The sequence below is a fragment of the Ruminococcus sp. CAG:379 genome (assembly GCF_000434255.1).
GTDB lineage: Bacteria > Bacillota > Clostridia > Oscillospirales > Ruminococcaceae > Ruminococcus_F > Ruminococcus_F champanellensis.
The window spans coordinates 1-15002 of sequence record NZ_FR894835.1 but is presented as its reverse complement, the minus strand read 5'-3'; the positions used below and the strand labels follow the sequence as shown (position 1 = coordinate 15002).

Annotated in this window: 16 protein-coding genes; 8 read left to right on the top strand and 8 right to left on the bottom strand. The window is 53.2% G+C overall.

Features of this window, described 5'->3' with window-relative positions; all coding sequences use genetic code 11:
- The coding region (locus QVO51_RS02305) for a chromate transporter (RefSeq protein WP_288167764.1) at nucleotides 1-473 on the top strand (473 nt) is incomplete at its 5' end.
- 111 nt (nucleotides 474-584) lie between these two features.
- Nucleotides 585-2171: a peptide chain release factor 3 gene (locus tag QVO51_RS02300; RefSeq protein WP_022357070.1), complete on the top strand. Its 1587-nt coding sequence runs from the start codon at nucleotides 585-587 to the stop codon at nucleotides 2169-2171.
- Nucleotides 2172-2307: 136 nt separating this feature from the next.
- On the opposite strand, the gene QVO51_RS02295 is transcribed toward QVO51_RS02300, so the two are convergent.
- Genes QVO51_RS02295 through nuoE form a run of 5 tightly spaced genes read right to left on the bottom strand, consistent with a single transcriptional unit; the run spans nucleotide 2308 to nucleotide 7350 of the window.
- Nucleotides 2308-4056, bottom strand: a complete 1749-nt coding sequence (locus QVO51_RS02295) for an NADH-dependent [FeFe] hydrogenase, group A6 (RefSeq protein ID WP_022357069.1) — start codon at nucleotides 4054-4056, stop codon at nucleotides 2308-2310.
- 16 nt (nucleotides 4057-4072) lie between these two features.
- Nucleotides 4073-5866 carry an NADH-quinone oxidoreductase subunit NuoF gene (locus QVO51_RS02290; RefSeq protein ID WP_022357068.1) on the bottom strand — a complete coding sequence of 598 codons (1794 nt, stop codon included), beginning with the start codon at nucleotides 5864-5866 and terminating at the stop codon, nucleotides 4073-4075.
- 27 nt (nucleotides 5867-5893) lie between these two features.
- On the bottom strand, nucleotides 5894-6265 hold the full coding sequence (locus QVO51_RS02285) for a (2Fe-2S) ferredoxin domain-containing protein (protein ID WP_015558600.1): 372 nt from the start codon (nucleotides 6263-6265) through the stop codon (nucleotides 5894-5896).
- Between the two features lie 25 nt (nucleotides 6266-6290).
- Nucleotides 6291-6848, bottom strand: a complete 558-nt coding sequence (locus QVO51_RS02280) for an ATP-binding protein (protein WP_022357067.1) — start codon at nucleotides 6846-6848, stop codon at nucleotides 6291-6293.
- A gap of 1 nt (nucleotide 6849) precedes the next feature.
- Nucleotides 6850-7350, bottom strand: coding sequence for an NADH-quinone oxidoreductase subunit NuoE (gene nuoE, locus QVO51_RS02275; protein ID WP_022357066.1), 501 nt, complete (start codon nucleotides 7348-7350; stop codon nucleotides 6850-6852).
- Nucleotides 7351-7717: 367 nt separating this feature from the next.
- Here nuoE and QVO51_RS02270 point away from each other — a divergent pair, with 367 nt between their 5' ends.
- Genes QVO51_RS02270 through QVO51_RS02245 form a run of 6 tightly spaced genes read left to right on the top strand, consistent with a single transcriptional unit; the run spans nucleotide 7718 to nucleotide 11140 of the window.
- Nucleotides 7718-8068, top strand: coding sequence for a DRTGG domain-containing protein (locus QVO51_RS02270; RefSeq protein WP_022357065.1), 351 nt, complete (start codon nucleotides 7718-7720; stop codon nucleotides 8066-8068).
- Nucleotides 8065-8487 (top strand): ATP-binding protein, encoded by a 423-nt coding sequence (locus tag QVO51_RS02265; protein WP_022357064.1) that lies wholly within the window; start codon nucleotides 8065-8067, stop codon nucleotides 8485-8487. The genes QVO51_RS02270 and QVO51_RS02265 overlap by 4 nt, the downstream gene beginning before the upstream one ends.
- Before the next feature lie 30 nt (nucleotides 8488-8517).
- Complete coding sequence (locus tag QVO51_RS02260) at nucleotides 8518-9813, top strand: [Fe-Fe] hydrogenase large subunit C-terminal domain-containing protein (protein WP_022357063.1); 1296 nt, start codon at nucleotides 8518-8520, stop codon at nucleotides 9811-9813.
- Nucleotides 9810-10142, top strand: a complete 333-nt coding sequence (locus tag QVO51_RS02255) for a DRTGG domain-containing protein (RefSeq protein ID WP_022357062.1) — start codon at nucleotides 9810-9812, stop codon at nucleotides 10140-10142. Before QVO51_RS02260 ends, QVO51_RS02255 begins: the two co-directional genes overlap by 4 nt.
- The gene (locus QVO51_RS02250; RefSeq protein WP_022357061.1) at nucleotides 10135-10851 is read left to right on the top strand and encodes a PHP domain-containing protein; all 717 of its coding nucleotides are present in this window, start codon (nucleotides 10135-10137) and stop codon (nucleotides 10849-10851) included. The genes QVO51_RS02255 and QVO51_RS02250 overlap by 8 nt, the downstream gene beginning before the upstream one ends.
- A 40-nt stretch (nucleotides 10852-10891) precedes the next feature.
- Complete coding sequence (locus QVO51_RS02245) at nucleotides 10892-11140, top strand: hypothetical protein (protein WP_022357060.1); 249 nt, start codon at nucleotides 10892-10894, stop codon at nucleotides 11138-11140.
- Nucleotides 11141-11189: 49 nt separating this feature from the next.
- Here QVO51_RS02245 and QVO51_RS02240 read toward each other — a convergent pair whose 3' ends face one another.
- From QVO51_RS02240 to QVO51_RS02230, 3 genes are all read right to left on the bottom strand, one after another.
- Nucleotides 11190-12575: an MATE family efflux transporter gene (locus QVO51_RS02240; protein WP_022357059.1), complete on the bottom strand. Its 1386-nt coding sequence runs from the start codon at nucleotides 12573-12575 to the stop codon at nucleotides 11190-11192.
- A 135-nt stretch (nucleotides 12576-12710) separates the two neighbouring features.
- Complete coding sequence (locus QVO51_RS02235; RefSeq protein WP_022357058.1) at nucleotides 12711-14285, bottom strand: ABC1 kinase family protein; 1575 nt, start codon at nucleotides 14283-14285, stop codon at nucleotides 12711-12713.
- Complete coding sequence (locus QVO51_RS02230) at nucleotides 14282-14608, bottom strand: phasin family protein (RefSeq protein ID WP_041326703.1); 327 nt, start codon at nucleotides 14606-14608, stop codon at nucleotides 14282-14284. The genes QVO51_RS02235 and QVO51_RS02230 overlap by 4 nt, the downstream gene beginning before the upstream one ends.
- Nucleotides 14609-15002: the final 394 nt, after the last annotated feature.

Here is a 15002-nt window from a genome sequence, read left to right as displayed (position 1 = left end):
GCTGGCTGACGGAGGAGGCATTTCTGAATCTGATTGCCGTGTCCGAATCCACACCCGGCCCGCTGGCAGTCAATATGGCAACCTTCGTGGGAGCATCTCAAGCAGGCATACCCGGCGCACTGGCGGCAACCTGCGGGGTGGTGCTGCCTGCCTTCTGTATCATTCTGCTGATTGCCGCCCTGCTTCGGAATCTGCTCCGCTATGCGGCAGTACAGGACTTCCTCTCCGGCATCCGCCCTTGTATAGTAGCACTGATCCTTGCAACCGCCGTGACCATGGGTCTGCACACCCTGTTTGGCTTTGCAAAGCTGGGAGATGGTCTGCATCCGGACGCAAAAGGCATCTGCATTCTGGCTCTGCTGGTGGGAGTGCATGCACTGACCAAGCGGCTCCGGAAGCATGCGCCCTCCCCCATTCTCATGATTCTTCTGTCCGCCGGACTGGGTATCTGCTTTTACGATTTCCCTTGCTGAAGCCCTGGCAGCACCGTGCAAAGATTGTTCGGTATTGCCCTTGCTATTTTCATAAAAATGTGGTATACTATTTTGGTATTTGTCAACAGGAATCTGAATGGAGGCATTTGATTGAAACAGCTCGAACAGGAAATCAAACGCAGAAGAACCTTTGCCATTATTTCTCACCCGGATGCGGGAAAAACCACACTGACTGAAAAGTTTCTGCTATACGGCGGGGCAATTGCCCTCGCAGGCTCTGTCAAGGGCAAGAAAACCGCCAAGCATGCGGTGTCCGACTGGATGGAGATCGAAAAGCAGAGAGGAATCTCCGTCACCTCCTCCGTCATGCAGTTTCAGTACAACGACTACTGCATCAACATTCTGGACACACCGGGTCACCAGGATTTTTCAGAGGATACCTACCGAACTCTGATGGCGGCAGACTCCGCAGTGATGGTCATCGACGCTTCCAAGGGCGTGGAGAACCAGACCCGGAAGCTGTTTAAGGTCTGCGTCATGCGTCATATTCCCATTTTTACCTTTATCAACAAAATGGATCGGGAATCCCGGAACCCCTTTGACCTGCTGGAGCAGATTGAGCAGGAGCTGGGCATCCAGACCTATCCGGTGAACTGGCCCATCGGCTGCGGCAAGGAATTCAAGGGGGTATTCGACCGGGAAAAACGGCACATTCTCTCCTTTGAAGCCAACAATGGGCAGCACGAGGTCAAGGCAACGGAGGTGGATCTCCATTCTCCGGAGCTGGACGGGCTCATCGGCACGGAAAACCGGAACACCCTGCTGGAGGATGTGGAGCTGCTGGACGGGGCAAGCGATGCATTCGACCTGAAGGCAGTGCAGGAGGGGCGGCTGTCGCCGGTATTCTTCGGTTCCGCACTGACCAACTTCGGCGTGGAGCCATTCCTGGAACGATTCCTGGAACTGACGCCGCCACCCCTGCCCCGCTATGCAGGGGGACAGGAGATCGATCCCTACGACGAAAACTTCTCCGCCTTTGTATTCAAGATCCAGGCAAATATGAACAAGGCGCACCGGGATCGAATCACCTTTCTACGAATCTGCTCCGGCAAGTTTGAGCGGGACATGGAAGTGCTCCATGTGCAGGGCAACAAGAAAATGCGTCTGTCCCAGCCCCAGCAGATCATGGCGCAGGAGCGGGAAATCATCAACGAGGCATACGCCGGAGATATCATCGGTGTGTTCGACCCGGGCATTTTCTCCATCGGGGACACGGTGTGCTCTCCTGGCAAACGCTTTGAATTTGAGGGCATCCCCACCTTTGCGCCGGAGCATTTCGCCCGGATCCGCCACAAGGATACCATGAAGCGTAAGCAGTTTGTGAAGGGCACCACCCAGATCGCACAGGAGGGTGCCATCCAGATCTTCCACGAACCCTTCTCCGGCATGGAGGAAGTGATCGTGGGCGTGGTAGGCGTGCTGCAGTTTGAGGTGTTTGAGCATCGGATGAAAAACGAATACAACGTGGATATCATCCGGGAGGGACTGCCCTACCAGTACATCCGCTGGGTATCCAAAAGTCCCGTACCGGTACAGGAGCTGCATCTCAGCTCTGATACCAAGATCGTACAAGATTTCCACGATAATTATCTGCTCATTTTCACCAGCGAGTGGAACATTCGCTGGGCGCTGGAAAAGAACGAGGGATTGGAGCTGGCAGAATTCCACAAGGAGTAAGCGGCTCGTTCAATCCTATACAAATAAAGCCCGAAGGCAGTCTATGAACTGCCTTCGGGCTTTTCATGTTGGAGAAAATCCACCACAGAAAAAGCGCCGGATCCCAGTGACCCGGCGCTTTCTTTTCGCAATGGAATTAGTTGATGCTTCTCTTAACGTAGGTGGTATGCAGCAGCTGGTGTGCCTTATGGCTGCCCGGCTTCTCCAGGTAGGTGTCATAAAGCTCCTTGACGCCTGCGTTCTCGTGGGACTTCCGTACTGCCTTTGCTGCGTCATTGTTGTACAGCACGCTTGCACGCTTCGCACGATAGTCGCCAAAGTTCCGCTCAGCGGGAGAAACATGGGGCTGACCGCCGCCGTTGATGCAACCGCCCGGGCATCCCATAATCTCGATAAAGTGATAGTCTGCCTCGCCGGAATTTACCTTGTCCAGCAGCATTCTTGCGTTTGCAAGACCGCTTGCCACTGCCAGCTTCACATCTGTGCCGGCAACATTGTAGGTTGCCTCCTTGATGCCTTCCATGCCCCGTACTTCCTGGAAGTCCAGACTGGGCAGTTCCTTCTTCTCCAGAACCTCCACAACGGTTCTCAGAGCCGCTTCCATTACACCGCCGGTTGCGCCGAAGATCACGCCTGCGCCGGTGGATAGGCCCAGAGGCATATCAAATTCTTCGTCCGGCAGAGCCTGGAAGTTGATGCCTGCACGCTGGATCATTCTGCCCAGCTCACGGGTGGTCAAAGCGATATCCACATCCGGCACGCCGTTTGCAGCCTGATCATCCCGACCGATCTCAAACTTCTTTGCGGTACAGGGCATAACGGATACGACTACCATATCCTTCGGATCGATGCCCATCTTCTCTGCGTAGTAGCTCTTTGCCACTGCGCCGAACATCTGCTGGGGAGACTTGCAGCTGGACAGATTCTCAGTCATATCCGGGTAGTAGTGCTCACAGAACTTGATCCACCCGGGAGAGCAGGAGGTAATCAGAGGCAGCTTGCCGCCGTTCTGCAGTCTGTCGATGAACTCGGTGCCTTCCTCCATAATGGTCAGGTCAGCCGCAAAGTCGGTATCGAACACCTTGTCGAAGCCAAGCCGTCTCAGAGCAGCAACCATCTTGCCCTCTACGTCGGTACCAATGGGGTAGCCGAAGCACTCGCCCAGACCTGCACGCACTGCGGGAGCGGTCTGTACGATCACATGCTTGCTGGGGTCTGCAATGGCAGCCAGCACTTCAGAGGTGGAGTCCTTTTCAGCCAGAGCACCGGTGGGACATACTGCAATACACTGTCCGCAGGATACGCAGCTGGTCTCGCCCAGACCCATGTCAAAGGCACTGCCGATAAAGGTCTTGAAGCCACGCTCGTTTGCGCCGATGACTCCAACAGACTGGGTGATGCCGCATGCAGCCACACAGCGACGGCACAGGATGCACTTGTTGTTGTCCCGGATCATATGAGCAGCGGTGCCGTCGATCTCGTAGTGGTTTTTCACGCCGTCGTAAATGCCGGCATCCTCTACGCCCAGATCCTTTGCCAGCTGCTGCAGCTCACAATTGCCGCTTCTGACGCAGGACAGACAGTTCCGCTCATGGGTGGAGAGCATCAGCTCCAGGGTACGCTTCCGTGCTTCCAGTACACGGGGGGTGTTTGTGAAAATCTGCATATTGGGGCTGACCGGGTATACACATGCAGCAACCAGACGATTGCCTCTGCCCTCGTTTGCCTCCACCATACAGATCCGGCATGCGCCGATGGCGTTGATCTCCTTCATAAAGCAAAGGGTCGGAATTTCGATATTTGCCATATGTGCCGCTTCCAGAATGGTGGTTCCGGCAGGCACGCTGGTTTCTACGCCGTTAATTTTAATCGTTACATTCTCCATGTTCCGCATCCTCCACTTACTTCTTGATAATTGCGCCGAACCGGCACTTTTCAATACAAGCGCCGCACTTGAGGCACTTACTCTTGTCAATGGTATGCGGATTCTTTACAGAGCCGCTGATCGCACCGGCAGGACATACTCTTGCGCATGCGGTACAGCCCTTGCACTTGTCAGCCTGGATCTCATAGCTGAGCAGATCCTTACATACGCCGGCAGGACATCTCTTTTCTACAATGTGGGCAATGTACTCGTCTCTGAAGTAACGGAGCGTGGACAGAACCGGGTTGGGCGCTGTCTGACCCAGACCGCAGAGAGAGTTTGCCTTTACATGATAGCACAGCGCCTCCAGCTTATCCAGATCCTCCAGAGTTGCCTTGCCCTTTGTGATCTTATCCAGGATCTCGTACATCCGCTTGGTACCGATCCGGCAGGGAGTACATTTGCCGCAGGACTCGTCAACGGTAAATTCCAGAAAGAATTTTGCGATATCCACCATACAATTGTCCTCGTCCATAACGATCAGTCCGCCGGAGCCCATCATGGAGCCGATGGCAATCAGATTGTCATAGTCGATGGCAATATCCATATGCTCTGCGGGGATGCATCCACCGGAGGGGCCGCCTGTCTGTGCAGCCTTAAACTTCTTGCCGTTGGGGATGCCACCGCCGATTTCCTCAATAACGGTACGCAGGGTAGTACCCATCGGAACCTCTACCAGACCGGTGTTGTGGATCTTGCCGCCCAGTGCGAATACCTTTGTGCCCTTGGACTTTTCCGTACCCATGGAAGCAAACCAGTCCGCCCCCTTGAGGATGATCTGGGGAATGTTTGCATAGGTCTCCACGTTGTTCAGAATGGTAGGCTTCTGGAACAGACCCTTTTCAGCCGGGAAAGGCGGACGGGGACGCGGCTCACCTCTGTTGCCCTCAATAGAGGTCATCAGTGCAGTTTCCTCACCGCAGACGAAGGCGCCTGCGCCAAGACGCAGACCAATGTCAAAGCTGAAGTCGGTGCCGAAAATGTTCTTGCCCAACAGGCCGTACTCACGTGCCTGCTTGATTGCGATTTCCAGACGCTGTACGGCGATGGGATACTCTGCACGCACATAGATATAGCCCTGCGTTGCGCCAATTGCATAGCCGGCAATTGCCATAGCCTCCAGAACCACGTGGGGGTCTCCCTCCAGTACAGAACGATCCATGAATGCGCCCGGGTCGCCCTCGTCGGCGTTGCAGCATACGTACTTCTGATCTGCGTTAGGCACGATATTCCGAGCCAGCTGCCACTTTCTGCCGGTGGGGAATCCGCCGCCGCCTCTGCCACGCAGACCGGAATCCAAAATGCACTGGATGACCTCTTCAGGGGTCATTTCAGTCAGAACCTTACCCAGTGCTTGGTAACCGTCACGACCGATGTACTCGTCGATGCACTCCGGGTTGATCACACCGCAGTTCCGCAGTGCGACACGGTGCTGATTCTTGTAAAAATCCGTATCATTGAGGGACTTGATGCCATCCTCCTCAACGGTTTCCTGATAAACCAGACGAGTCACGATACGACCCTTGAGCAGATGCTCAGACACGATCTCCGGAATATCCTCTACGTTTACCATAGAGTAGAACGTACCCTCCGGGTAAACGATCATAATCGGGCCGTTTGCGCAGAGACCAAAGCAACCGGTCTTTACGACCTGCACTTCTTTGGACAGACCGTTTTTGTTGATCTCCTCCTGCAGCTTCTCATAAATCTTCAGACTGCCGGAAGAGGTACAGCCGGTACCGCCGCAAATCAAAACGTGTGAACGAAACATAATTTTCTATCCTTTCGAAGTCGAATTTTACTTAACTGCAGAGCTGATGGTATATTCGGATTTAACCTGACCACGAACAATGTGCTGCTCAAATACCTCAGCAGCCTTCTCCGGGTTCATATTGATGTATGTAACCTTCTCCTTGCCCGGTTCCAGGATCTCCACGATGGGCTCGTACTGGCACAGACCTACACAGCCGGTCTGGGTCACAACCACGTTCTTCATGCCCTTCTGCTGCGCCAGATCGGAAAAAGCGGTCAGAACCGGTCTTGCGCCGGCTGCAATGCCGCAGGTAGCCATACCAACCACAATGCGGGTTGCAGTGGTATCTTCGTCTCTCAGGTTTACCTGATTCTGCATCTTGTCTCGGATTGCCTTCAGTTCTTCCAGGGACTTCATAATTTTCCTCCTAATCACAGAAGCCTTACAGGATCACATCCCCGTCCACTTCTGATTTGTTTTCAGTGAGATAAGCTTGAATATACTGCGCAACCTCCGGCTCGTTCAAGGGTACATCCCCCAGAATCTCACGAAACTGGCGAGTATCCAGTATGAAGGAACGATCGTCGATCTGATAGCGATAGACGAAATCCAGAGTTGGGTTCAGGGTAATCAGGGAACGGATAGTAAAAGTAATATCTCCCAGCGGCATCCGGTCGATGCTGGAAAGCACAAACACTGCCTTAACCACCGTGCCCTTTCCGGGCTCGGATTCGATGGAAAACGATCCCCCCGTATCCTCTGCCGCTTCCTTGAAAAAAGGAACGCCCAGACCGATCTTACGGGTTGTCCGGGTGGTGAAAAAAGGATCGCACACATGTGCCACCTGCTCCGGCGTCATACCGCAGCCATTGTCCCGGATCTCAACCGTCAGCCTGTCCCTGTCCGTTTCTGCGCAGATACTGATCTCAGTCAACATTGCCTTTGCACGGACGCAGTTCTGCGCCACATCCAGAATGTTGAGTGAAAGCTCAGGCATCATATCAGTCGTTATACTTTTCCAGAATAGCCGGCAGCTCCTCAACGGTCAGTCTGCCGTACACATCGTCATTAATGGTCATAACCGGTGCCAGTCCGCATGCGCCGATGCAGCGGCATGCCTCCAGAGAAAACTTGCCGTCAGCGGTGCACTGACCGTCCTCTATACCCAGAATCTGCTTGAGCTTTTCAAACACATCGCCGGAGCCCTTTACATAGCAAGCGGTGCCAAGACAGACGGAAATGGTGTACTGCCCCTTCGGGTAGAGAGAAAACTGGGAGTAGAATGTAGCAACGCCGTAGATCTTCTCAAGCGGAATACCGGTCATATCAGAAATGATAGTCTGTACTTCGATCGGAAGATATCCATAGATATCCTGTGCTTTCTGCATAATCGGCATCAGCGCACCCTTGGTATCCTTCAGATGGTCCACCATTGCACGAAGCTGTGCTTCCTGCTCGGCAGTGCCGTGAAAGGGTACTGCATTTGTTTGTTTTGAACCCATTTAGTTGAACCTCCTTGCAATAATTTGCGGCTGCAGGGGCGGCAATACGCACCTATAGCACACAACAGTACAACATATGTTAATTATAGCACACACATGCGAAAAAAGCTATTCGACAGATTGCAACAAATCCCCCTAATATGTTTGTATATAATATACAATATAGAGCTTGGCTCCTGCACATTCATTCCGAATCTGAGCTGAATTTTTGCAGTTTGCCTATGCAAAATCACCATGTTTTTGTCTGAAATTTGTCAAACAGCCGGGCTTTTTTTGTGACAAGTGCTTTACAAGCCGGAAACGGGTATGCTATAATACATATATTAATCAGGCTGCGTCACCAGCAGCTATATGGAGGTATATGTGTATGACAGTGCAGAATATTTCAGAAATTCTGGGCGCCGAGGTTTTATGCTGTGAGGATATGCTGCAGCACCCGGTACATACCGCCTGCGGTTCCGATATGATGAGCGATGTACTTGCCTTTGTAAAAGATCAATCCGTACTGCTGACTGGTCTGTGCAATCCTCAGGTGATCCGCACAGCAGAAATGATGGACATTGTGTGTATCGTATTTGTACGAGGCAAGGAACCGGACGATGCCATGCTGGAGCTGGCACAGCAGCGATGCATCCCCCTTCTGGTCACAAAGCACCGCATGTTCACCGCCTGCGGGCTGCTGTATACCCACGGGTTGAGCGGGGGGGCGAGGAATTGAGCGATACCATCACCCTGACCTATACTGTATCCAACGAGGATTTCACCCGTGCCGGTGAAGCGTCCAGCGATGTGAAAAGTCGGCTCAAGCAGATGAATGTGGATCCGGCAGTAATCCGGAAGGTATCCATTGCCATGTACGAAGGCGAGATCAATATGGTGATCCACGCAGAGGGAGGCACTATCACGGTGGAGATCTCCTCCGACCAGATCACCATGACGCTTGCAGACAAGGGTCCCGGCATTGCGGACATCGACAAGGCCATGCAAGCAGGCTATTCCACTGCTCCAGACAACGTACGCAGTCTGGGTTTCGGTGCCGGCATGGGACTTCCGAATATGAAAAAATACACCGACGATATGCAGATCACAACAAAGCTGGGCGTTGGAACCACCGTTGTGATGAAGGTATATCTCTAAGTACTTTAGGCAACAAGGAGGAGATCTCCGATGGATCAGACATTCTATCATTCCGTCCGGCTGGATAAGTCCCTGTGCAAGGGATGCACCAACTGCATCAAGCGCTGTCCCACCCAAGCGATCCGGGTGCGCAACCGTAAGGCGGAAATCACCAATGAATGCTGTATCGACTGCGGGGAATGCATCCGGATCTGTCCCCACCACGCCAAGGAGGCAACCTATGACAGCCCGGATGTAATGAAGCAGTATGCATACACGGTGGCATTGCCGGCACCCTCCCTGTATGCCCAGTTCAACCGGCTGGACGATGTAAATATCGTACTGCGGGCACTGCACCTGATGGGCTTTGACGATGTGTTTGAGGTCAGCGGTGCCGCAGAGCAGGTTTCGGAAATGTCCCGGCGCTATGTGGAGGAGCATCCGGAAAAGAAGCCCTTTATCAGTACTGCATGTCCGACGGTGGTGCGGCTGATCCAGGTGCGCTTTCCAAGTCTCATCCCCCACCTGCTGCCTTTCAATGCGCCAATGGATCTGGCAGCCATCCAGGCAAGGGAACGTGCCATGCGGCAAACCGGACTGCCGGCGGATCAGATCGGCATTATCTTCATCTCTCCCTGTCCGGCAAAGGTGACGGCGGTGAAATCTCCCATCGGCATCGACCATTCGGAGGTGGATGCAGTGCTTGCCATCAAGGACGTGTACCCCCGTCTGCTGAGCCTGATGAAACGCAGCGATGAGGTGCGGGAGGATTACGCAAGCTCCGGCAGGATCGGAGTTGGCTGGGGCAACAGCGGCGGCGAGGCAGGAGGACTGCTGACGGACAGCTATCTGGCAGCGGACGGCATTGAGAACGTCATTCATGTGCTGGAGGATCTGGAGGATGAAAAATTCACGGATCTGGAATTTATCGAGCTGAACGCTTGCAGCGGCGGCTGCGTGGGAGGCGTGCTGACGGTGGAAAACCCCTATGTGGCACAGGCAAAGCTGAAACGGCTGTGCAAATACCTGCCCGTTGCATGCAACCACTTGAACGGAGAATACACGCCCCATGCGTTTCTGGAATCCGAGATCGAATACAAACCCGTATTCCGGCTGGGCAGCAATTTCAAAGAGAGCCTTGCCATGATGCAGCAGATCGAAGTCCTCTGTGACAGATTTCCAGGACTGGACTGCGGCTCCTGCGGAGCACCCACCTGCCGGACTCTGGCGGAGGACATTGTGAAGGGCGAAGCATCGGAACGGGACTGCATCTTTATTCTGCGGCAGTATATGGACCAGCTTCCGGAGGATCTGCTGCATCAAACAGAAAAGGAGCAAGAAACATGACGGTACAGCAATTAGCAGCCAGACCGGAATTCACCCTACTCCATCTGGGGGATCTGAATCCGGAACTGACTCGGGTATTTACCTGTGATCTGCTCAGCGTATGTATGAGCAAGGCGTCCGCCGGATGCGTATGGGTCACGGTCATGGGCAATATGAACGCCATTGCAGTGGCAGTACTGACGGATACTGCCTGCATCATTCTGGCGGAGGGCACGCCCCTGGATGACAACGGCATGGCAAAGGCCCGGCAGCAAGGAGTCACGGTGCTCCAATCCAAGCAGCCGGTGTTTGAAACCGCCCTGCTGGTGCACGAACTGATTCATGCATGAGTTGAGCTATGATCTGCATCTTCACTCCTGCCTGTCCCCCTGTGGGGACGACGATATGCTTCCGTCCAATATCGTAGGCATGGCTGTGGTCAAGGGACTGGATGTGATCGCACTGACGGATCACAACACCAGCCGGAATTGTCCGGCGTTCCTGGAGCTTGCGGAAGCATACGGCATTCTTGCCATTCCTGGCATGGAGCTTTGCACCAGCGAGGAGGTGCATGTGGTATGCCTGTTCCCCACCCTGGAGGGAGCGATGGACTTTGACCGGTATGTACACCGGCGGATCCCACCCATTCCCAATGACCCGGCGATTTTCGGCAGACAGCTTGTGGTCAATGCGGAGGATGAGATCATCGGGGATGAGTCCCTGATGCTGATCAATGCCGCCAATATCAGCTTCGACCAGGTGCATGATCTGGTGCAGGAACGGAGCGGCATTATGATCCCGGCGCACATCGAAAAACGCACCAACAGTCTGCTGTCCAATCTGGGCATGATCCCAGAGGACAGCAAGTTCACCTGTTTTGAACTAAAGCATCCGGGTTATGTGGAACAGCTGCGGCAGGCACACCCCTATCTGGCGCAGTGTCGGATGATCACCAATTCCGATGCACATTATTTAGGAGATATCCACGAACCCATCCACAAGCTGTCCCTGCCGGAGCGTTCTGTGGAAGCCGTACTGCGGACATTGACACAGGGATAATGATCGCTGGTTCGGGCATACTGTCACAGAGGTGATTTGTATGTCCCAGGAGGATGTGACCAGAAGGCAGGCAGCGGCAGTACCGGAGATCCAGGGGAAAGCCAAGCACGGAAACGTGCCTGCAAACCCTATCATTGCCGGCACTCATACGCCCGCTCTGAAAGTATATCACAGCACACCCCACAAAGGGGAAAAACCAATTTCCGCTGCATACTCCACCATTGACACGGATCTTGCCCGGGACAATCTGGAGAATGACCTGACCGCAGCGGATCTGCAGGATTTATAAAAAACACCGCACGGAGCGATACAGCTTTGTGCGGTGTTTTGTGTTTTTGTTATGCAGATGTCGCAGCCTCTCCCGGCTGGACATCCTGCTTGGGAAAGCGCCTGCGCATGAAAAAGTAACAGATCAGATGCACCAGGAAGGTGATGATCCAGGACAAGGGGTAGGACACGAACAGCATAAACTGGGTGTGATACTCCGGCATGCGGAAAATGGTGAAGATCCACAGGATCCGCAGACCGCAGGCTCCCAACAGGGACACAATAGTGGGCGTGACGGCGTAGCCCATACCCCGGATATTTCCAACAATGCAGTCCATAAGACCGCAGGTGCAGTAGAAGCAGCACACCAGCCGCATCCGGATCAGTCCGGCGGCAACCACATCCGGCCGTGTGTCGTAGATATGCAGCAAGGGCGTGCCGAACAGGTATGCCAGGTTTCCCAGCACCAGTCCCGTGACTGCTGCACAGGCGCAGGTGATGAATGTGATCCGGTTGATGCGACTAAATTTTCCGGCACCAATGTTCTTACTGGTAAAGGTCAGGGCGCTTTGGGAAAAGGCATTCATGGACACCCAGATGAAGCCCTCGATGCTGGCAGCCGCCGCATTCCCCGCCATGACAATCTCTCCGAAGTCGTTGATGGAGGACTGGATAATTACGTTGGAAATAGAGAACACCACCCCCTGGAATCCGGCAGGGATACCAATTTGCATGATTCTGCTGACCAGATGGGAATCCCATCCCAGCTTTTTGAAGGAAAACTGAAAAGCGCCGCTTTCGTGCATCAGGCACCGGATAATCAATGCTGCGGAGATGCACTGAGAGATCACGGTTGCAAGGGCAACGCCTGCCACATCCATCTTCAGAACGATGACAAAAAACAAATTCAGTACCACATTAATGGCGCCGGCAAATGCCAGATAATACAGGGGACGCCGGGTATCTCCCATTGCCCGGAGGATGGAGCTGCCGAAATTGTAGATCAGCATGGCGATCATGCCTACAAAGTAAATCCGCAGATAAAGGGTGGACAGAGGCAGGGTGGCTTCCGGTGCTTTCATCATCAACAGGAATTTATCCGCAAAGGCAACACCCACAAGGGTCATGAAGGCTCCGCTGATGATACTCAGCAAAATGGAGGTATGTATGGTTCGGTTCACCTTGTCCGACTCCCCTGCCCCCATATACATGGCAGTCAGCACATTGGTACTGGTGGACAAGCCCAGAAACAGGTTGGTCATCAGATTCACAAGGGAGGCAGTGGAGCCAACTGCCGCCAGAGAATTTTCCGAAGCAAAGTTGCCCACCACAATAATATCTGCCGCATTGAACAGCAGCTGCAATACACTGGACAGCAGCAGGGGCAGCGTCAGCTTCAGCAGCTTTGGCAAAATGGAGCCGTGACACATGTCGATTTCGTATTTATTTTGACTCATTGGATACAACCTTTCTATTGCAGAAAACAGCGAGGTCAACGAATTGACCCCGCATTCTTTCTTATTATACACCAAACCGCTCCAAAAGTAAAGGCAACACCCACAGAGCCTGCATGGTGTCGCCTAAAACATGCTTCACCGCTTTCGCTTACCAAGAATAATCCACATCGCCAATCCAAAGGCAAGCAGATATCCGAAAAAGCCAAGCGTCGGAATACCCAGCGTCTGGGGATGCATGTCCGTTGTACAGATCAGGCTGGAGGACAGCAGCAATGCCGATGCCAGAATCCCGGCAATCAGTTCTGTGACCATTTTGTCGATCCGGGACAGGGGCTCGTTGGAACCGGTAAATTCCATATTCAGCTTGGTTTGTCCCTTGACCGTAGCCTTCAGAAGATCCGACAGCAAACCCGGTATATCCAGTGCCTTGTTGCTGGAGGCATACACCCGCCGTGCCAATCCCGCCGCTTCCTTTTTGGGATCAAATTCCTGGCGCAGCTCAGCCTTGATATGATCCGCAGCAACCTCCACAATGTTCAACTCGGGACTGACGGTTGCCACCACCCCTTCAATGGTCAACAAACCCCGTGCAAGCATGGAAACACCCTTTGGCATGGCAATCTTGTGGGAGGAAGCCACCATCATCAGCTCCTCCAGCACCTTGCCCATATCCACATCTCCCATATCCATGGAACAGTACTTGTCCAACAAGCCGTCAATGTCCGCATACAACTGTACCTGGTTGATGGGAGTATTGTATACGCCCATTTGCAGCACGATGCGCTTCAGCTCATTCACATCCCGTTCCACTACAGCCTTGATGGCACACTTGAACATCTGCTTATCCCGGTTGGTGAGCCTGCCCATCATACCCATGTCGATCCAGACGATCTGACCTTCCCGGATCCGGATATTGCCCGGGTGGGGATCTGCATGGAAAAAGCCATCATCAATGACCTGCTTGATATAATGATCCGTCAGCTTCCGCCCGATCTCATTCCGGTCATATCCATTCTCCTCCAACTTCTGAATATCGCAAATGGAGAAGCCGTCGATATACTCCATTACCAGCACCTTAGAGGTGGTCAGCGTATCCTCGATCTTCGGACAGGTGGCAAACGCCACATCCCGGCTCCGCTCGTAGAACTCCTCCGCATGCCGTGCCTCCACCAGGAAATCCATTTCCTGCTGAGAAACCGACCATAACTCATCCAGAACCATATTGAAGTCGATCATGCCGCTGATGGGCGTCAGCTTCAAGGGTTTCACCGCCGTGCGGAGCAAGGACATATCCCGTGTCATGGTCTCCCGGATATGGGGACGCTGCACCTTGACCACCATACGGCGGCCATCGTGCAGCGTTGCAGCGTGTACCTGTGCGATGGATGCGGAGCCAAGCGGATGCTCATCAAATGAGGAAAAAACGTCTTCCAAGGGTCTGCCGTATTCCTCTTGAATGACTTCACGAACCTGTTCCAAAGGCATGGGCTTCACATCTGCCCGCAGTTTTTCCAGTTCCTTGCAATATTCCGTAGGAAGAATATCGTTCCGCATGGACATAATCTGTCCCAGCTTCACAAACGTAGGCCCCATGTCTTCCAGAATCAGTCGCAGCTTTTGCGGCGTCAGCCCCTTGACAATATTATGCTTCTTGAGGACGCCGACGATTTCCTGGAGTCGATGCTGGCTGTCGCTTACCGGCAATTTCACGCCTCAGCGTCCTGCTGATCCTTTGCAGACAGCTTTTCAAGCTTTTCCTTGATTGCAGCCAGATCCTCAGCGGACATATCGTCCATCTTGTTCAGAATGTCATTCGTGTCCGCTTCCTTGACAACTTCAACGTTCACGCTTTCCTTAACCTTCTGCTTGATGTTGTGCTTGAGTTCCTCGTTCAAGGTCTTGCCCTGTTCCACAGTCAGCTCACCCTTCTTAACCAGTTCATCCACAACCTCTTTGGACTTTTCTGCGGTTGCAGCCACTGCACCGATACCCAGAAGCATCAGCTTCTTCACGTTTTCACCAATTTCATTCATCATAATCGTTCACTCCTGTTCTGCAATTACTTGAAAAGCCTGCACCTTGCATGCTTTCTACTGTTATTTTACCATGCCCGGAGAACTTTGTCAACACATAACACAGCGCAATTATGGCAAAGATCGCATAGCAACAGCCGCCCGGCTCTATGAACCGAACGGCTGTTTTCGCTATACAAAAAGAATGCAGCCCTTTCGGACTGCATTCTTAATTTGTAATCAGATCAGATTACTGAGGACCGAGCTCAGATGCTTCGCACAGATGAGCCAGGTAACGAGCGATTGCGGTGATGTCACCAGCATCAATGGAACCATTGTACTCACAGTCAGCGTTAATCAGACCCTGTGCAGTAGGAGCCTTTGCAGTAGCATCCTGTGCAACATAACGGGACAG